A 20428-nucleotide genomic window follows, 5' to 3' on the forward strand; every position below is an offset into this window, starting at 1 on the left:
ATAGGAAACGGGAGGATAACTGAACATGCAAATCTTGACGCTTGATGGCAAATGGCAGTACCGCAGGCTCGGCGAAGGACAATGGCGGGAGGGGCTCGTGCCCGGCACGCTGCTCGGCGATATGCTGCGCGGCGGCGAGGTCGAGGACCCGTTCTATCGCGACAACGAGGCGCGGGTGCTGCCGCTGTTCGATCACGATTACGAATACCGCCGGACATTCGCCTGGGAGACCGGGAAGGCGGAGTCCCGGACGAGAAGACTGCTCCGGTTCGAAGGACTCGATACGCTCGCCGAGGTCGAGCTGAACGGACGGCCGTTGTTCGCATCCGACAATATGTTCCGCACCTACGAGGTCGAAGTCGGGGATCTGCTCGTGCAGGGGAGCAACGAGCTGCGCGTCGTTTTCCGGTCTTCGGTCGCCTATATGAGGAAGCGGCAGGCCGAGTATGCGCTTTTTGGCATCCCGATGGTCGTAGAGGGCTATACGTATCTGCGCAAGGCTCACCATATGTCCGGCTGGGACTGGGGACCCAAGCTGCCGGACTGCGGCATCTGGCGCAGCGTGAAGCTGCTGTCGGTCGCAGGTGCGCGTTGGGACGACGTGCTGGTCCGCCAGCGGCATGAGTTGGGCCGGGTGCAGTTGAACGTCGCGCTGCGCGCGGACCGCATCGCCGAAGACGCGTATCGGGCCCAGGTAACCGTCGAAGGGCCTGACGGCTTCCGTCAGGTCCGAACCGTGCAGCTGAACGAATCCGCCTCCGTCGACGTGGAGATCGACAACCCGCAGCTGTGGTGGCCGAACGGCTTCGGCGAACAACCGCTCTATCGGGTCGAGGCCGCGCTGCTGGACGCATCCGGCAGCACGCTCGATCAGCGCTCGCTGCGGGTCGGACTTCGCGAGCTGACGGTGAACACCGAGCCGGACGAGTGGGGCAGCGCCTTCGCCTTCCAGATCAACGGCGTCGACATCTTCTCCATGGGCGCGGACTACATCCCGGAGGACAATGTGCTCGGCCGGCTGTCGCGGGAGCGCTCGGAGCGGCTGGTCCGCGATTGCGTCCGCGCCAACTTCAATACGATCCGCGTATGGGGCGGCGGCTTTTATCCGGACGATTATTTCTACGACCTATGTGACGAGTACGGCCTGATCGTCTGGCAGGACTTCATGTTCGCCTGCGGCGTCTATCCGCTCGATGACGGGGCGTTCATCGACAATGCGGTGGCGGAGCTCGCGGACAACGTGAAGCGAATTCGCCATCACGCCTCGATCGGCCTGATCTGCGGCAACAACGAGATCGAGATGTTTTTCGAGGACGGACGCATCGCGAATACGGAGGAGAACCGCCGCGCATACGTCTCCTTCTTCGAGGAGCGGCTGCCCGCGCTCGTAGGCGAGCTGGCGCCGGATACATTTTACTGGCCCGGCTCCCCGTCGTCCGGCGGCGACTTCTTCGAGTCGAACGGGCAGAACCACGGGGACGGCCACTATTGGGACGTGTGGCACGGCAACCAGCCGTTCACGGACTACCGGAACACGTACTTCCGGTACATGTCCGAGTTTGGATTCGAGTCGCTGCCGGATTATCGGACGACGCTGTCGTTCACCGAGCCGGAGGACCGCAATCTGTTCTCGTACGTGATGGAGTGCCATCAGAAAAATCCGGCGGGCAACCAGAAGATTCTAGCCTATCTGGCCGAGACGTTCCGATATCCGAAGGATCTGCGTTCGCTCGGACTCGTGTCGCAGCTGATGCAGGCCGAGGCGATGCGCTACGGCGTCGAGCACTGGCGCCGCCATCGCGGCCGCTGCATGGGCGCCCTGTACTGGCAGCTCAACGACTGCTGGCCGACGCTGTCGTGGGCGAGCATCGACTACTTCGGCCGCTGGAAGGCGCTGCATTACTTCGCGCGGCGGTTCTTCGCGCCGGTGCTGCTGTCCGCCTGCGAGACGGAGACCGACGTATCTCTGCATATTGCCAACGAGCGGCTGACCGCGCTGCAGGGCAACGTGAGCTGGGCGCTCAAGGATATGGACGGCGGAGTGCTGGAGAGCGGCGGCGCCGAGTTCAAGGCAGACCCGCTTAGCGCGATCTGCGTCGCGGAGCTGGATTTCGCGGAGCGGCTGGCGTCGCCGGACGTCCGGCGGCGCGTATACCTGGAGTATGCGCTGGAGTCGGACGGCGCGCCCGCCTCGCTCGGCACGGCGTACTTCGCTCCGGCCAAGTATGTGGAGCTTAAGCACACGGATATCCGGGCCGATGTGACCGAGGAAGCCGATCGGTTCGTGGTCGAGCTATCCGCGCCGTCGCTGGCCCGCTACGTGGAGCTGTCGTTCTGGACGCTGGACGGCTTGTTCGACGACAACTACTTCGATCTGCCTGCGGGCACGGTGAGGCGGATCGGGCTGCCGAAGGCGGAACTGTCCAAGGCCGCCTCTCTGGACGAGATTCGGGCGGAGCTGACTGTGACCAGTCTGACGGATACTTATTAAGGCGGGACGGTTGGCGGCGAACGTATCGTTCCTTGATCGTTTGTGCGGGACGGCGGCCGACCGCTATTAAAACCGGACAGAAATGTCGCATCAAACTTTACAAATGCAATATTGGTCGCAATGCCTGTTTCTCACATAATGGAATAAAAAGGAGGCGTCTTCATGCTGACTATATTCCATACTAAAAAAGATTTTGAAGCGTCCGATTGCCAAATCGCCGTACTGCCGGTAGGCGCTACCGAGCAGCATGGGAGCCATTTGCCGATAGGGACGGATACGATTTTTGCGGAATATTATTCGAAAAGGTTGGCGGAAAAGCTGGATGCCTACTTGCTGCCAGCCCTGGCCATCTCCTCGTCCATCGAGCATCGAAAGGGCAGAGGCACGGTTTACTTAAAGGGAGACACATTGGCGCTGGTGCTCCGGGATATCGCCGAATCACTGCAGTTTTCCGGCTTCCGCAAGCTGATTATAGCCAATTTCCATGGCGGCAACTGGATCATCAAGCCTGCGGTCCGGAATTTGAATCGGGAGCTGAAAGATTTCCAGGTTGTCCTCCTGTATGCGGGAGAGGTGGCAAGGCCCAAATATCACGAAATATTCGACCATGTTCAAAACGACGTTCATGCCGGAGAAATGGAGACATCGTTGATGCTCCATCTTCATCCGGAGTATGTGTCCGATATCCAAGTGCAGGCGGACCCGGTTTTTGTGCCCCAAGCGTTCATGGATTACTTCGACGTATGCGACATTACGGAGGACGGGTACTGGGGCTTCCCTGCGGAGGCTACCGCGGAGAAGGGTCGCAAGGTCGTTGAGCTCATGCTGCAGGAAGGCATAAAATACTTGGATGAAGTGGAGCGCTGCACCCATCAGGTGAAGGCGAGGCATGCCCGAGAGGCCGGACAATGACAGGGATGCGGATCCGGCGGCTGATGGAGCACGATATCCCCTTCGCGATGGAGCTTAAAAATATCGCAGGCTGGAATCAGACGGAGCAGGACTGGCATGGCTACCTCTCGTTCGACCGCGAAGGCTGCTTCCTTGCCGAGTTTGATGGAGAGAGGGCAGGCACGATGACGACCATCCGCTACGGCAACCGTATCGGATGGATCGGCATGGTGCTTGTGCATCCCGTCTTTCGGGGAAAAGGAATCGCAACAGCGCTGCTGCAGCTGGGTATTCGATATTTGCAGGGCAGCGGGGTGCGCTGCATTAAGCTGGATGCCACGGCTATGGGGAAAAAAGTATATGTTCCGCTGGGATTTCAGGAAGAGTACGCCGTTAGCAGGCATGAGAAGCGTATTGCGCCGTCCTCGGGACGCTCGAAGACATCATCCGGGCTCTGGCAAGACGGACGGGTCGAGCCATTGACCGTGCAGCAGCTGAGCGGGATCGCCGCGTACGACGAATTGATTTTTGGCGCAAATCGAAGGTCTGTCCTCGCGCAGCTCTCTAAAAGAGACGAACGTTATTCCTTCTATGCGCACAACGCGCGGGGAATTACGGGGTATATAATGGCGCATCAAGGATACGAAGCTGTTCAAATCGGCCCTTGGGCGGCATCGGACGCACAGACGGCAGAAGCGCTGCTGGCGGCCTTGCTGTCGAAGCTCGACGGCGGCCGCGTTTTTTTAGACCTGCCTTGTCCCAATGCCGAAGGCATGCAGATGATGGAAAAGCATGGTTTTCGAATTCAGCGGGATTTTTCCCGAATGTACCTGGGGGACAATGAATTTCCCGGTACGCCTAGCATGATTTACGGTTCGTCGGGCGCTGAGAAAGGCTGAGCGCTCTTTTTTTTTGCCGGCATATCGTCGGAAACGTCATCATGATCGGTCGATCGGTCATCGACAGGGCTGCGGAACTGACAGTAGTATAAATATGGGCCGCGGATAAGCCTGTCGCCGGAGCCGAGGCTTGAATCTTCGATGCGACGGCGGCATCGCGAGGGCGCGACGGCATGTTCGCACTAGCAATACCCGCTTGAATGAAAGCGCTAACATTCAGGCCGCCAAAGTGTCGTAGAGCATCGGCCGCGACGCCGGATGGCGAGAGAAAGGGGATAGGGAATGAAGACGGCCTCCACATAAAATCGCCGAACCTGGCGCAAAAACAGCAGCCGCACACGACTTTAAAGGAGGATCAACGGGAATGAAAAAATCGATTGCGAAAATCGTCAAAAAGAGCATTGCCGGCATCATTGCCACGACGCTGATAACCTCTCTTTTTCCACTGGCGTCCTTTGCTGCCGATAGCACTGCCGATAACATCCGGACAGCGCCCAGCTATGCGATACTCGGGTCCAATGTCGAGACGAAGCTAATGAGCGTACAGGCAGTACCCTATGACGCGGGCAAGGCCAAGGTTGTCACCAAGGACGGAACAGACGGCTGGGAGATCAACCCGGACGGATGGCCCGGATTTATTCGGGTCAACGTCGACGACTCCTATATCTTCGGCGGCAAAAACCGGGTTGAGGTGGATGTCAAGTATTTCGACGAAGCTTCCGACGACGGCGTGTTAGGGAAGTTTACGATCGCCTACAATTCGGTAGATGCGGCCTGGAAGGAAGCGGAGACCGTCCAGTTGACGGGTACGAACAAGTGGCTGGTGCACAAGTTCATCCTGGAGGATGCCAAGTTCGCCAACGAATCCGAAGGCAGCGACTTCCGGGTTGCCTTCTGGGCACAGAATATGGGCGAGAGTCCGAAGCCGGTCGCGATCGGAGCCGTCTCCGTCCAGAAGCTGAGGCCGATTCCGACAGCGTCCAGCTATGCGTTGTTGGGCTCCAATCTTGAGACGAAGCTGATGAGCGTACAGTCCGTAGCGTATGAACAGGGGGTACTGGGCAAGGTCGTCACCAAAGACGGCATGGGGGGCTGGGAGATCAATCCGCAGTCATGGCCCGGATTTATTCGGGTCAACGTCGACGACTCCTATATCTATGGCGGCAACAACCGGGTAGAGGTGGACGTCGAGTACTTCGACGAGTCATCCGACGACGGCAAGCTAGGCAAGTTCACGATCGCCTACAATTCGATAGAGGCGACCTGGAAGGAAGCGGAGACCGTCCAGTTGACGGGAACGAACAAGTGGATGGTGCATAAGTTCGTCCTGGAGGATGCCAAGTTTGCCAACGAATCCGAAGGCAGCGACTTCCGGGTTGCCTTCTGGGCACAGAAGATGGGAGAGTCCCCGAAGCCGGTCACGATCGGCTCCATCTCCGTCGAGAAGCTGAAGCGAGTGTCGATGACCGGCACATCCGATAAAGTCGGCAATATTTTTGACGTGAACGAGGAGCCCGCGATCAATCTTGAATTCGTCAATGAACACAGCCAACCGGATATGCTGTCGGTTGACTATCAGGTGTTCGACGCCGCCTACGGCCGATTGCTGAAGACCGGCTCGGTCTCGGTAGAAGCGGCTCCCAATGGCGCAAAGACGATAGAAAAGCTGAAGCTGGACATCAAGGAGAAAGGCGTCTATACGCTGATCGTCAATGCGAAGGATGCGGACGGTACGACCGATATCCAGCAGGATATTCCGTTCAGCGTCATTCAGAAGCTGGACCCGGCCAATACGCTCGCTAACAGCGTGTTCGGCGCACAAACGCACTTGGCCTGGGGAGGCATGTACAACGCGGAGAAAATCGCCCCCCTCTTCAAGGATATCGGGGCCAAGTATGCGCGGGACGAATATTACTGGAGCAATGTTGAAACAACCAAAGGGGTCTATACGTTCCCCGCAGGCTACGATCAATACATCGATACGTTAATCCAAAACGGCATCGTGCCGTTGGTCGAGCTGAACTTCGGCAACAGTTTTTACGATGGAGGCAAAGCGCCTCGTACGCCGGAAGCCGTCGCAGCCTATGCGAACTACTGCAAGGCGGTCGTCGAGCATCTGAAGGGCAAGGTAAAGTACTTCGAGATCTGGAACGAGTGGAACGGGAGCTTCGGCGACGGGCTCGGCGTCAAGGAATACAACGCGCTCCTTCAAGCAGCCTATACGGCGATCAAAACGGTCAACCCGGATACCGTCGTCATGGGCGGCGCGGTCGCCGCTTCCGATTACGGCTGGCTCGAGTCGCTGCTGAAGGCCGGCGGCGGGGATTACATGGACGCGATTTCCTTCCATCCGTATACGACTTCCGGTCCGGAGGGCGCGAAGTTTGCAGAGACGATGGTTCGCGTCAAGGAATCGTTCAAAAAGCTCGGCTTCGACAAGCCGATGTGGGCGACGGAGATCGGCTGGAGCTCGGGCAACCATTCCGAAGTCGAGCAGGCCGCGTTCGCGACACAGATCAAGACGCTGGTGCTCGCCAATCCCGGCGTGCTCGACAAAGTTCTCTGGTACGACTCGCTGAACGACGGCATGGACAAAGAGGATTACGAGAGCAACTTCGGCTTGCTCAGCCAAAGAGGGCCGTATTCGGCGAAGCCGGCGTACGTCGCGCTCTCGGCCAACGAGAACCTGCTTGGCGACGCGAGCTTCGTCAAGGAATACAAGCTGGACGACAATGTCCGCATCCTGAAGTTCCACAGCGCGTCCAAGGGCAAGGATATCCTCGCCGTGTGGACCAAAAACAAATCGCAAACGATTGGCTTGAATCTCGGAACCGACAAGCTGACGACCGTCGATCTGTTCGGCAACGGAACGGATACGACAGCGGCCCACAACATTCTGTCGACCACAGTAACGGGTACTCCCGTTTACTATGTAGGCAATTTTAGCGATCAACTGTCGCTGGCGGCGCCGAACTTTAAAGCGCAAAGCGAAGCGCTTAACGTCGCGGCGGGAGATACTGTCACGGTGAATATCAGCCGTTCGGCTGCCGCTGCCGCCATGTCCGGCGAATATCGCGTGAGCTTGCCGGAAGGATGGCGCCTGGAAGGCGACGCTTCGTTCCGGGCAGGGCAAAGTATCGATACGCTGACGTTCACGGTGCCGGACGGATATGCGCACGATTCGGATACGATCGCGATCGTCGCATTCGACCGCAGCGGGAACAAAGTCGGCGAGATGAAGATCGACGTCAAGATGGTGAATCCGATCGTCGTATCTGTCGCCGCCAATCCGGTGAATCCGGCCGACGCCCGCCAAGATTGGGAGCTGTTGGTGGAGATTGAGAACAATTATTCGAAGCTGAGCTTGCCGGCCGGCAAGCTGAGCGTGACGGAGCCCGCGGACTGGGCGAATAATACGGAAGCCGTGAAGTATGACGCGATCGATCCGGGCCAGTCGCGCGTCATCAAGCTGCCGATTCCGGCAGGCGCCATTAAGGAAGGCACACATGTCAAGCTGACCATCCAGCCCGATACCGGAGATGCGATCTATATCGATCAGATCATCAACGATCTGTCGATGGCGATGTACGCACAGGGGCAGATGACCGTGGACGGGGATATTACGGACGGCGAATGGGGCAATGCCCAGGCAACGGTGATCGATCAGGCTTCGCAGGTGGTCGGCATCTCCGACTGGGGCGGAGCGGAGGACCTGAGCGCGGAGTTCCGCACGATGTGGGACGACGACTACCTGTACCTGGCGATCAAAGCGACCGATAACGTTCATCATCAGCCTTATACGGACGGCAGCACCTGGCAGGCGGACGGCATTCAGCTCGCGATCGATCCGGGCAGAGTGTACGGTGCCGGCTCCCGCGGCTACAATGAGATCGGCTTCGCCTTGAACGACGACGGCACGGTCCAAAAGTATCGCTGGATTGCCGTCCCCGGCCAATTCTCGGGCGCGTTCGACCATATGAAGGTCGCCATCAAGCGCAATGAAGCAGACAAGACGACCAGCTATGAGGCGGCGATTCCGTGGGCGGAGATCATGCCCGAAGGCATGACTCCCAAGTCGGGCACGGACATCGGATTCTCGTTCCTGATCAACGATAGCGACGGCGGGGCGCGCCGCGGCTGGATCCAGTATATGGAGGGCATCGGCGGCGACAAAAACCCGAAATATCTCGCGGATCTGGTGCTTAAGGGCGTGCCGCCCGTCACGGGTCTCACGCTGACGTCCGACGCGCAGGAAGCGTCGGTCGAAGCCGGACAATCGTTCCGCCTGACGGCGGCGCTGAGCCCGGCGGATGCGGCGATCAAATCCGTCGTATTCACCTCCGGCAACGACAAGGTCGCATCGGTGAGCGATGTGAAGTACGACGCAGCGACGGGAACGACGAGCGCCAGGATCACCGGCTTGCAGGCCGGCGACGGCATCGTGACCGCGACCGCGCGGGACGGCGGCGCGACGGCCGAATATCGGTTCGTCGTGAAGGAAGCGACCGATCCGGGCACCGGCGACGACGAGGCGCCGGGCCAAGTATCGGCCGTGGGTGTCACATCCGCGGACGGCAAGCTGATCCTGACCTGGAACGATCCGGCCGATACGGATCTGGCCTACATTCGCATCGCCGGCAAGTCCGAGGGCGGTCAGCCGATCGCCGGGCGCCAGGTGGACGCGGGCGTGCGCCGGGCCGAGCTGGACGGCTTGACGAACGGCGTCAGCTACAGCGTGACCCTGACGGCAGTCGATGCGGCCGGGCATGAATCCGAGGCCGTGACCGTCCAAGGGACGCCGAGCGCGCCGTACATTCCGAATCCGCCGGTCACGCCGGTGACCGATCCTTCGAAGCCGGTCATCGACAGCCGCGGGATCGCGGTCGAAGCGAGCGCGGACGCCTCCGGTCTGGCGAGCGTCGCGCTCGGCGCGGCGGATCTCGAGGGCGCGATCAAGGCGCTGGCGGGCGCCGAGCTGCGCATTGCGGTGAAGCCAAATGCCGCGGCTGCCGGCGTGCGTGTCGCGCTGCCGAGCGACGCCTTGCTCGCGGCGTCGGCCGCAGGCAAGCTGTCGTCGATCGTCATCGACAACGGACTGGCGCCGGTGACGATCGACGCCCAGTGGCTGGCGACGCAGGCCAAGGCCGGCGACACCGTCACGCTGACGGTCGCCAAGGCGGACGTATCGAAGCTGCCGCAGGCGACGCAGGATCAATTGGCCGGACGTCCCGTCTACGACTTCAAGCTTGAAGTTGGCGGGCGCAGCGTAGAGCAGTTCGGCAAGCGCGGCGCTGTACATGTCGCTGTGCCTTATTCGCTGGGCGCAGGCCAGCAGGCCGGGCAGGCCATCGTCTATTCCATCGACGACGAAGGACGTATGATGCCGGTCGTGAACAGCCGATACGATGCGGCGACAGGCACGGTCCGGTTCGCGCCGGCGCACTTCAGCCTGTATGCGGCGGCTTCCGCGAAGACGCTCTTCACCGACTTGCAGCAGCATGCCTGGGCGGCGCCCGCCGTCGAAGCGCTGGCTGCGCGGGGCGCGGTTCGCGGGGACGGCAACGGCATGTTCCGTCCGAACGGCATCGTGACGCGGGCAGAATTCGTCACGATGCTGGCGAACGCCTTCGAGCTGGCGTCCGGAGCGAGCGCGGATGCGCCCGCATTCACGGATGTCGCCGCAGGCCAGTGGTATACGGACGCCGTCGCCTCGGCGGCGAAGCTCGGCATCGTGACCGGGCGGCCGGACGGTACCTTCGGTCTCAACGCGCCGATCACGCGCCAAGAGATGGCCGCCATGCTGTACCGCGCGGCAAACCAGTTGCAGCTTGACCTGACAGCTTCGTCTGCTGCGCAAGCCGCGATGTTCACGGACGCGGACGCCATCGCGCCGTATGCGCAGGAAGCGGCGGCTGCCATGCAGCGCGCGGGCATCCTGCAAGGCACCGGCGCAGGCGCCTTCACACCGGCGGCTTCTGCGACGAGAGCGCAGGCTGCGACGGCGATCTACCGGCTGTTCGAGCAACAATAACGCAGCGGCGGCTCCAGCCGCCGCCACCCACACGCCTTGCCGGCCATCGACGAGATGACCGCAAGGCGTTTTTTTGCGCGTCAAGCATCCCGATTGCGGCCAAGCTCGAGGAGGAGGTCGCCGCCGCGGACGGTCGAGATTGTCTCGACGGTCTTTCTCTGTCCGAAGCTCCGGTCGCAACCGAGTGTCCGCATGTCCTTCACAAGCATTATATATCATGATATATTGTTATATATAAGATATTGAGGTGCCGCTGGAAAGGGGAAAAAACGATGTCGAGCTCTATGTATGAACAAATATACGATAAGCTGCGCGAAGAGATCCGATCGGGGCAATACAAGGTCGGGGAGCGCGTCCCGTCGGAGAAGGAGCTGGCGGAAGCCTACAGCGTCAGCCGCATCACAAGCAAGAAGGCGCTCGAGCTGCTCGCCGACGGCGGGCTGATCGTCCGGCGGCCGGGGCGCGGCTCATTCGTGGCCGATCCTGCGTCGATGGGCGCATCGGCTGCGGCCGCGCCGGGCAAGAGCGGCGGCCGGGGCGCGGGACCGGCCGCCAGGCCAATGATCGGATTGGTCATGACCGATTTCAGCGACAGCTACGGCACCGGTCTCGTTTATGGGATGGAGGAGGCGTCGAGGCAGCATGATGCGTTTCTCGTGCTCCGCCGTTCGTTCGGCATCCCGTCTCTCGAGGAGCAAGCGATCAAGAGCATGCTGGAGCTCGGCGTCGACGGACTGATCATCTTCCCGGCGCAGGGCGAGTACTTTAATGCGGAGATTCTGAAGCTCGTCATCGACAAGTTCCCGTTCGTGCTCGTCGATCGGCATCTCAAGGGGATATCCGCCGGCTCCATCAGCTCGGACAACGTGTCCGGGGCAAAGCGCGGGACCGATTATTTGTTCGAGCTGGGGCACAAGCATGTCGCGATTATTACGCCCCCTCCGACGGATACGACGGCGGTCGAGGACAGGATCGAGGGATATGTGCAGGCGCATGCGGAGAAAGGAATCGTCGTCGACCGCGAGCTCTGGCTCAGCGTCACCTCCACGCTGCCGAACGCCTACACGGAGGAGAACAAAGCCAAAGATATCGAAAAGATCAAGCGCCACCTGCTCGAGCACCCGGAGATCTCCGCCTTCTTCGCGATGGAATACAATATCGCCCTGCTCGCCAGAGAAGCGGCGCGGCAGCTCGGCCTGGACGTACCGCGGGATCTGTCGATCGTCTGCTTCGATTGTCCGGACAACGGAAGCGGATTTTCCTTCACCCATCTGCGCCAAAACCAGGAAGAAATGGGGCGCGCGGCATTCGAGAACGTGCTGCAGCTGCGCGACGGCAAGACGGTTCCGCACAAGATCGCGCTCGAGGCGGAGCTGATCGTAGGCAAATCCACGGCTGTGTTGTCGCCCTCCCGGATCGGGCAGCTATAGTCAAGCTACGGGCTGCAGTTGGGCGGCAGCAATCGAATACAAAGCAAACAATCGTCAGGAAGACCGTGCCTGACGTTTTTTTGTGTTTGCGTGAAGGCGGAAGCGCAATTGTTATTTCACGACATTAATATATCAATATAAATTTTAATCATTATTTTTGATTATATTATATATTGACATATTATTTGCATGATATTATACTCGGTTTTGTAAGCGTTTCATAAGCGGGGAGGGAACAATGGGGCATGAATGATGTGAAGCTCCCGATCGAAGTCACGACAGTCGGACAGCGGCAAGCCCGCGCCGAGGCCGCCCAGGAAGAGCTGCTATACAACTTTTGGAACGAGCAGCTCGGAATTATGAATCAGCTGGCTCCGTTCGAACCGGATTGCAACGATCACTTCATTTACTGGTGGCATGCGCATGTCATCGACGCGCTCGCAGACGGCTACGAGCGCACGCGCGACGCCGCCTACCTGGCGCGGATCGATCGGGTCGTCGAAGGGGTCCGCCGATTGAACGGGAGCACGCTCCTGCACAATTACTATGACGATATGGAATGGATGGCGCTGGCGCTGCTCCGCGTGTATGACGCGACCAGGCAGGCGCGGTACCGGACGGACGCCGGCGTGCTCTGGTCCAGCATCCGGACCGCCTGGAACGGACATATGGGCGGCGGCATGGCCTGGAAAAAGGATCAACTGGATTACAAAAACACGCCGGCCAATGCTCCGGCAGCGATCCTGGCCGCCCGCCTCTACCAGCGGTTCGAGGACCCGGCGGATCTGGATTGGGCCGTGCGGATCTATGAATGGAACAAAGCCAACCTCGTCGATCCCGGCACCGGCTTCGTCTGGGACGGCATGAATCGGCTCGGCGACGGGAAGATCGACTACGACTGGCATTATACATACTGCCAGGGCGTGTTTATCGGAGCGGGTCTGGAGCTGTACCGCTGCACCGGGAACCCGGACTACCTGCACGACGCCGTCCGTACGGCCGACACCGCGATCGAGCGGTTCGCGCACCCGGATACTGGGCTTCTCCCGAACGAAGGTGAGGACGACTGCGGATTGTTCAAAGGCATCTTCGTCCGCTACCTGCACGAGCTTCTGAAGCTTCGCCCGGAGCGCCGCGACATCCGCGAGCTGCTGCTGCGCAACGCGAATGCGCTGTGGGACACCGGACGAAGCGAGCGGGGGCTGATCAGCCGCTCTTGGACGGCGCCGGTGGAGCCGAAGGTTCAGCTCTGCGCCCAACTGAGCGGGCTGATGCTGCTCGAGATGGCCGCCGCGCTGCCCGCGGTCAGCATCCGTGCGGACCAGGACAAGACGAATGCTTGACGACAACTAGAGAGGAGGCTGGCAGATGGAACTATCGCCCGCAACGAAGCAAGCGTTAACAAAGCTGGTGGACCGCGTCGCAGCCGCGACACAAGCGCATCCTAAGCTGGCCCGCATTTTTCACAATGCGCTGCTGAACACGCTGCAGACGACGGTGCAGCGGATGGCGGACGGCACGACCTTCGTCATTACCGGCGACATTCCCGCGATGTGGCTGCGGGATTCTGCCGCGCAGGTCCGGCCGTTCCTCGCGCTGGCGGCCGAGGCGCCCGAGCTTGCCGATATGATCGAAGGGCTCGTGCGCAGACAGACCGACTGCATATTGCAGGACCCTTATGCGAATGCGTTCAATGAAGGCCCGACGGGCAAGGGCCATCAGGCCGACCGCACCGAGATGAGCCCGTGGCTGTGGGAGCGCAAGTACGAGATCGACTCGCTCTGCTATCCGATTCAATTGGCCTATCTGCAATGGAAAAACACCGGGCGGACCGCCCATCTCACGCCGACGTTCGCGGAGGCGGCCAGACGCATCATCGCAACCTGGCGCACGGAGCAGCATCACGAAGCGCGGTCCTCCTACCGCTTCGAACGAACCGATTGTCCGCCCACCGATACGTTGACCCGGGACGGCCGGGGCGCGGGGGTCGGCTTCACCGGGATGACCTGGTCCGGCTTTCGCCCGAGCGACGACGCCTGCACCTACGGCTATCTGGTGCCGGCGAATATGTTCGCAGTCGTCGCGCTGGGGCAGCTCGCCGAGATGGCGAGACAGGTGCTCGGCGACGAGCGGCTGGCCGAGGAAGCCGACGCCCTGCTCGCCGAGATCGACGGAGGCATCCGCGCGCACGGAATTGTGGAGCATCCGGAGCATGGCCGCATTTTCGCCTACGAGACGGACGGCCTCGGCGCGCATCTGTTAATGGACGACGCCAATGTGCCGAGCCTGCTCTCCATTCCGTATCTCGGCTACGTCTCCGCGGAGGACCCGGTTTATGCGAATACGCGCCGCTTCGTGCTGAGTGCCGCCAATCCTTATTATTATGAAGGAACTGCGGCCCGGGGAGTCGGCAGTCCGCATACGCCGGACGGCTATATCTGGCATATCGCGCTTGCGATGCAGGGTCTCACCGCGACGGACCGGGCGGAAAAGATGCGGCTGCTGCTCCTGATGGCCGGCACCGATGCCGGTACGGAGATGATGCACGAAGGCTTCTCGGCGGACGATCCGACGGTTTATTCGAGGCCCTGGTTCTCCTGGGCGAACATGATGTTTTGCGAGTTGCTTATGGATTATTGCGGCATTCGCGTCGCCGCGCACCGCCGCGAGGCGCGCGTTTGACGGCCAACGGTTTCAGACGGGCAGGACAGACGTCCCCGTATTGAAATAACAAGCTCGAACATAAAAAAGGGAGGCTTCACGCATGAAAAAATGGATCTCGCTTATGGCAATCGCCAGCATCTCCACCGCAGCGCTCGCAGGCTGCAGCGGCGGCTCGTCCGGCAAAGGCAACGCCAGCCCTTCCTCTACCGCAGCTTCGTCCGCCAGCGAATCGTCCGGCAAGTCCTCGGGCAAACCCGTCGAGCTGACCTTCTGGGGCGACTGGAGCGGCGAAGGCCAGAAGCAGTTCGAGACGATGGTCGACGCCTTCAACAAATCCCAAGACCGCATCAAAGTGAAATATGTGCTCCAGCAGGACATGATTACAAAGTTTTTGACCGCGGCCACCTCCGGCGGCTCGCCCGATATCCTGTTCTGGGACCGCTGGCGCACATCGCTCTACGCGCCGAAAAACGTGCTGCATCCGCTTGACGATTATCTCGCCAAGGACGGCATCAGCAAGGACGATTTCTACGGCGAAGCGCTGAAGGAGCTGACCTACAAGGATCAATTGTACGGTCTGCCGCTTACCGTCGATGCGCGCGCGCTGTTCTACAACAAGAAGCTGCTCGCCGACGCAGGCGTAGCCAATCCGCCCACGAACTGGCAGGAGCTGGAGGACGCCGCGATCAAGACGACGAAGTGGAACGGCAGCAAGCTTCAGGTTGCGGGCTTTTCGCTGGGCGACGCGGGTCTGTTCAATATGTACCTCCAGCAGGCGGGCGGCACGATGCTGACCGACGACGGCAAAACAAATTTCAACAACGACAAGGGCAAAGCCGTACTCGACTATTGGGATCGTCTGCTGAACCAGGACAAGGTGTATAAAATCGGCTTCGAGCAAGGCCTCGGCGAATCGACCGACGCATTCGCGACAGGCAAGCTCGCGATGACCTACAACGGGCCTTGGATGCTGACGACGTACAAAAAATACGGCAAGGATCTCGACTTCGGCGTCGTGCCGCCGCCGGCCGGCCCGAACGGAGACAAGGGAAGCGTCATGGGCGGCTTCGGACTCGTCATTCCGGAAGGCTCCAAGCATCAGCAGGAGGCGTGGGAATTCGTCAAGTGGTGGACGGCGAACAAGGACAATGCGCTCCTGTGGGCCAAGACGAGCTTGAACATTCCCGGCTTCAAGCCGGCGATCGAGGACCCGTTCTTCCAGGACGATCCGTTCTGGAAGCCGTTCCTCGAGACGCTGGAGATCGCGAAGATCCGTCCGACGCATCCGGGCTATTCCGTGATGGAGGGCGACGCGCTCGTTCCGAACGTGCAGCTGTTCCAGCAAGGCAAGCAGAGCGCGGAGGATACGCTGAAAAAAGCGCAGCAGCAGGGCGACAAGCTGCTGCAGGACAACGCGGTCGTCGAGTGAAAAGGAGGGAGGGCGACCTCCCTTTTCTCTGTCGCGGACGATGCGGCCCGCGCGAACTTGACCGACCGATCCGAAAGGAGGAGCGCCCATGGCTTCCATCAGCAAGCTGAACCGCCATCAAGCCAGAACCGCATACATGTTCATCACGCCGACGATTCTCTTGTTTGTGATTTTCACTGTCGTTCCCGTCGTCATGGCGTTTTATTTCAGCTTTACCAACTATGACGTCGTCAAAAACCGCGATTGGGTAAATTTCGACAACTACAAGCGACTGCTGCACGACGACCTCTATTGGACCACCTTCAAAAATGTCGCGTATTATACGGTTATTTTCGTGCCGCTCAATATTTTGATCTCGCTCGGCATCGCGATGCTGCTCAACTTCCGGCGCTTCGGCGTCCGGCTGTTCCGCACGATGAACTATATGCCGACGCTCACATCCGCGGTCGCCGCGGCCACGGTATGGGTATGGCTGCTTCATCCGGAGTACGGCCTCGTCAACACCTTGCTCGGATATATCGGCATTACCGGTCCCGCCTGGCTCGCGCAGACGGAGACGGCGATGCTGTCGATCATTCTCGTGACGCTCTGGCAGTCGATCGGCTCGAATATGATCATCTATATCGCGGGCCTCCAGGGCGTGCCGGATTATCTCTACGAGTCCGCCAAGCTCGACGGCGCGAATGCGCTCCAGCGGTTCCGCTATATTACCTGGCCGCAGCTGCGGCCGACGACGTTTCTCGTGAGCACGATGTCGATCATCGGCGCGCTGCAATTGTTCGACCAGGCATTCGTGCTCACCCAGGGCGGTCCGGGCAACGTCACGAAGACGCCGGTCTACCTGATCTATCAGCAAGGCTTCAACCAACTGCAAATGGGCTACGCTTCGGCGCAGGCGTTCATTCTGGCGCTCGCGATTCTGATCTTCTCGATCGTCAACATGCGCGTCAACAAATCCGAAGAATCGGTCGTGTGAGGGGGATGCGGATATGAGTGTCAAATCTGCGGCCGCAGGGGCCGCTCGCGCAAGCCGCAGGCCCGCTGTCTCGGCGTCTGCTTCGCGTTTGTTTTGGCGGATCGTTTTTTACGCAGTCAGCATCGCGATCTCGGTGTTTATGTTCCTTCCGTTTTTCTGGAGCCTGATTACCTCGCTCAAGCCGAGCGACGAGATCTTCTCCATGCCGATCCGATGGCTGCCGTCGCGGCTGACGCTGGAGCACTACCGCGCAGCGTTCACGACCGTGCCGTTCGGCCTGTACTTCTGGAACTCGCTCGTGCTTGCCGCATCGGGCGTGGCGGCGAACTTGTTTTTCGGCTCGCTCAGCGGGTTCGCGTTCGCGAAGCTGAACTTCAGGCTGAACAAGCCGCTGTTCCGCGTGCTGCTCGCCGCGATGATGATACCGGGCATCGTGACGATGATTCCGAGCTTCTACGTACTGAAGCACTTCCCGTTCGCCGGGGGCAACGATTGGTACGGAGCCGGAGGCAACGGGTTCCTCAACTCGTTCTGGGGCATTATCCTGCCCGGCGCCTCCGGCTCGTTCGCGGTATTTTTCATGCGTCAATTTTTCCTCACCCTGCCGTCCGACATGATGGAGATGGCCCGGATCGAGGGGGCGGGCGAATTCCGGATTTTCTGGAACATCTATTGGCCGCTGACGAAGCCGGCGCTGGCCACGCTCGGCATCTTCACCTTCCAGGCGGGCTGGAACAGCTTCCTGTGGCCGATGATTATTCTCAACGATCCGGACAAGGCGACGATCCAGATGGGACTGCAGGCGTTCTCCTACAACCATCAGACCGACTTCGGTCCGATGATGGCGGGGGCGCTGATCGCGATTCTGCCGATTCTGGTGCTGTTTCTCGCCCTGCAAAAGTACTTCGTGCAAGGCATCGCGTTCAGCGGCACGAAGGGGTAAGGCGTGCGGATGACGAGGAAGGCCGGCTGGACATGGATTGCCGTCGCCGCCTTGCTGCTGGCGGCCGCAGGCTGGGCGTGGCGGGCCGGAGCGCTGCACGGAGCCGCCGGTACGGACGGCTCCCGCGCGGGCGTGTGGGCGGCGCGGGCGGAGGCTGCGCAGACCGCGCTGGACGGGGCTTTCTGGGACCCCAAGCGCAGGCTGTACAACAACGCTGCGCCTTGCATTTTGCAGATGTGCACGGACCCGTTTAATTACTGGTGGCTGGCGCATGCAGCGGACGTATTGAAGGACGGGTACGAGCGGACCGGCGAAGCCAAATACGCGGAGCGGCTCGCTTCCCTGTACGACGGCCTGCTCGCGCGCAACGCGGAGGTATGGCCGAACGATTATTACGACGATATGGCTTGGATGGGGCTGGCCTGGCTGCGTGCGTTCGACGCCACCGGCGAGCCGCGCTACAAGGACGCCGCGCTGACGCTGTGGGCGGATATCCGGGGCGGCTGGAACGACGAGACCGGCGGCGGCATCGCCTGGCGCAAGGAGCAGACGGACTACAAAAACACGCCCGCGAATGCGCCGTCCGTCATACTTGCGGCCCGCTTGTACGAGCGTTTCCATGATCCCGAGGATCTGAGCTGGGCCAGGCGCATCTACGAATGGGAAAGCCGTACACTGGTCGATCCCGACACCGGCTTCGTCTGGGACGGCATCAACCGGACGGGCGACGGCGCGATCGACGAGGCGTGGCAATTCTCGTACAACCAAGGCGTCTATATCGGCGCCGCTGTGGAGCTGTACCGCGCGACGAACGATGAAGCGTACCTGGTGTCGGCCAGGCGGACGGCCGATGCGGCGGCAGCGGTGCTGGCCGGCGGCCCGGCGGGCTTGCTGCCGTCCGAAGGCGATGGCGACGGCGCCTTGTTCAAGGGCGTATTCGTCCGTTATATGGGCGAGCTGATCGAGGCGGACGGCGCGTCGTCCGGGCGGGCGAAGCTGCTCCTGGCGAACGCGAGCCGTCTGTGGACGGACGGACAGGCGGCGGGGCGTTCGGAGGGCGAGTCCGCCAACAAGTCGAACGGCGGGAGCGAAGGCGACACCAAAAGGAACGCATTGTTCGGACCGGCCTGGTCGCAGCCGCCCGAGACGGTCGTCGAGCTGAGCGCCGATCTGAGCGGCGTGATGCTGCTCGAGACGGTCGCCCGCCTGGAGCGGGCGGGCCTGCTGAAATAACGCTCGGCGCTGCGTCCGCGTATCGGCGACGCAGCGCTGCGAAAATAAAGACAGCATAGAGGGATAGGGAGCGTGAGCGACATGTTGTGGAACGAACGGGCCGAAAAAGCGCAGCAAACGTTGGACAAGGAATTTTGGAACGCATCCATTCGGATGTACGATATCGAGACGCCGTGTCCGGACGGCATGTGCAACACGATTTTTCATTACTGGTGGATGGCGCATGCCGCGGACGGCCTGGCGGACGGCCTGCTGCGCACGGGCGACGACCGATATGCCGACCGGCTGGCCGAGCTTCACGAGGGCATCCGCACGAAAAACGGCGGCGATTTCCCCAATCTGCTGTATGACGATATGGAGTGGATGGCGATCGCCTGGCTGCGCGCATACGACGCGACCGGCGAGGAGCGGTACAAGCAGACGGCGCTGTCGCTCTGGGACGATATCCGGACCGGATGGAACGATACGATGGGCGGCGGCATCGCGTGGCACAAGGAGCAGCTCGGATACAAAAACACGCCGGCCAACGGACCTGCCGCGATTGTGGCCGTCCGGCTCTATCGGCGCTTCGGCCGGGAGGAGGACTTGACTTGGGCAGTCCGGATCTACGATTGGCTCAAGCGGCAGCTCGTCGATCCGGAGACCGGCTTCGTGTGGGACGGGATGAATCGCCTGGGCGACGGCGCGATCGACAAGGCATGGCGCTTCACGTACTGCCAGGGCGTCTATATCGGCGCCGCGGTCGAGCTGTTCCGGGCGACGGGAGATGAGGCATATCTCGCCGACGCGAACCGGACCGCACAGGCCGCGTCCGACGAATGGGCCGGCGGCATTCTTCCGGACGAAGGCGACGGCGACGGCGGTCTGTTCAAAGGTATACTCGTCCGGTACCTGGCCGATCTTGCTGCGGAGTCGCGGGGAGCGTCGTCCGCGTCGGCTGCCTGGCTGCTCCGCAACGGGGAGTCGCTATGGTCGGCGGCGCATGCAACGCATGACGAGGGCCGTCATTTATTCGGTACGGATTGGCGCTCCGCACCGGCAGGCAAGGTCTCGCTCAGCGCACAGCTTAGCGGCGTGTTCCTGTTCGAGCGGCTGGCGGAGCTGGAGAAGCGCGGGCTGCTGCCGGCTGCGGATGCCGCATTCGCCCCGGAGACGGATTGAAGAAAGCTCCGTCCATTATGCGTTCTGCGGCACGAACGAGCGCGGCGCCGGCTTTTTCATGCTGGACAGATGCGGGCGTTCTGCTATAATGAGAAGCGATATCAACGACGACCGATGTTTGTCGACAATCGAACAAACCCCGGGGGAGCTGGGCTAGGCCGGCTGAGAGTGCATCCCGCTACGACGATGCAGACCCTTGAACCTGATCTGGTTAGGACCAGCGTAGGGAGGCGGGAAGCGCGATTTTTTTCGCGCATATTGTCCATGCTTATTTAGGACG

At 60.8% G+C, this 20428-nt stretch carries 12 protein-coding genes and 1 riboswitch; all 12 genes read left to right on the top strand.

Annotation, left to right across the window (positions count from 1 at the left end):
- Positions 1-25: 25 nt before the first annotated feature.
- The 12 genes from VQ071_RS05300 to VQ071_RS05355 all read left to right on the top strand — a co-directional run bounded on the left by VQ071_RS05300 (position 26) and on the right by VQ071_RS05355 (position 20148).
- A complete protein-coding gene (locus VQ071_RS05300) occupies positions 26-2491 on the top strand; it encodes a beta-mannosidase (protein WP_340512817.1) in 2466 nt (821 codons plus the stop codon).
- Positions 2492-2653: 162 nt separating this feature from the next.
- Entirely contained in the window at positions 2654-3403 is a 750-nt protein-coding gene (locus VQ071_RS05305) for a creatininase family protein (RefSeq protein WP_340512818.1), read from the top strand.
- A 23-nt stretch (positions 3404-3426) separates the two neighbouring features.
- Complete coding sequence (locus tag VQ071_RS05310; RefSeq protein WP_340512819.1) at positions 3427-4281, top strand: GNAT family N-acetyltransferase; 855 nt, start codon at positions 3427-3429, stop codon at positions 4279-4281.
- Positions 4282-4645: 364 nt separating this feature from the next.
- Positions 4646-10312 (top strand): S-layer homology domain-containing protein, encoded by a 5667-nt coding sequence (locus tag VQ071_RS05315; protein WP_340512820.1) that lies wholly within the window; start codon positions 4646-4648, stop codon positions 10310-10312.
- A gap of 272 nt (positions 10313-10584) precedes the next feature.
- Positions 10585-11742 (top strand): GntR family transcriptional regulator, encoded by a 1158-nt coding sequence (locus VQ071_RS05320; protein ID WP_340512821.1) that lies wholly within the window; start codon positions 10585-10587, stop codon positions 11740-11742.
- A 245-nt stretch (positions 11743-11987) separates the two neighbouring features.
- Positions 11988-13085: a glycoside hydrolase family 76 protein gene (locus VQ071_RS05325; protein ID WP_340512822.1), complete on the top strand. Its 1098-nt coding sequence runs from the start codon at positions 11988-11990 to the stop codon at positions 13083-13085.
- A gap of 25 nt (positions 13086-13110) precedes the next feature.
- Positions 13111-14424: a glycoside hydrolase family 125 protein gene (locus VQ071_RS05330; protein WP_340512823.1), complete on the top strand. Its 1314-nt coding sequence runs from the start codon at positions 13111-13113 to the stop codon at positions 14422-14424.
- An 82-nt stretch (positions 14425-14506) separates the two neighbouring features.
- Positions 14507-15835: an ABC transporter substrate-binding protein gene (locus VQ071_RS05335; protein WP_340512824.1), complete on the top strand. Its 1329-nt coding sequence runs from the start codon at positions 14507-14509 to the stop codon at positions 15833-15835.
- An 88-nt stretch (positions 15836-15923) separates the two neighbouring features.
- Entirely contained in the window at positions 15924-16811 is an 888-nt protein-coding gene (locus tag VQ071_RS05340; RefSeq protein WP_340512826.1) for a carbohydrate ABC transporter permease, read from the top strand.
- Between the two features lie 13 nt (positions 16812-16824).
- Positions 16825-17754: a carbohydrate ABC transporter permease gene (locus tag VQ071_RS05345; RefSeq protein ID WP_340512827.1), complete on the top strand. Its 930-nt coding sequence runs from the start codon at positions 16825-16827 to the stop codon at positions 17752-17754.
- Between the two features lie 9 nt (positions 17755-17763).
- A complete protein-coding gene (locus tag VQ071_RS05350) occupies positions 17764-18987 on the top strand; it encodes a glycoside hydrolase family 76 protein (RefSeq protein WP_340512828.1) in 1224 nt (407 codons plus the stop codon).
- Positions 18988-19068: 81 nt separating this feature from the next.
- The gene (locus VQ071_RS05355) at positions 19069-20148 is read left to right on the top strand and encodes a glycoside hydrolase family 76 protein (RefSeq protein ID WP_340512927.1); all 1080 of its coding nucleotides are present in this window, start codon (positions 19069-19071) and stop codon (positions 20146-20148) included.
- 131 nt (positions 20149-20279) lie between these two features.
- Positions 20280-20394: riboswitch (TPP riboswitch) on the top strand.
- The last annotated feature ends 34 nt before the right edge of the window (positions 20395-20428 follow it).

It is taken from the genome of Cohnella sp. 56 (assembly GCF_037963805.1).
Lineage (GTDB): Bacteria > Bacillota > Bacilli > Paenibacillales > Paenibacillaceae > Cohnella.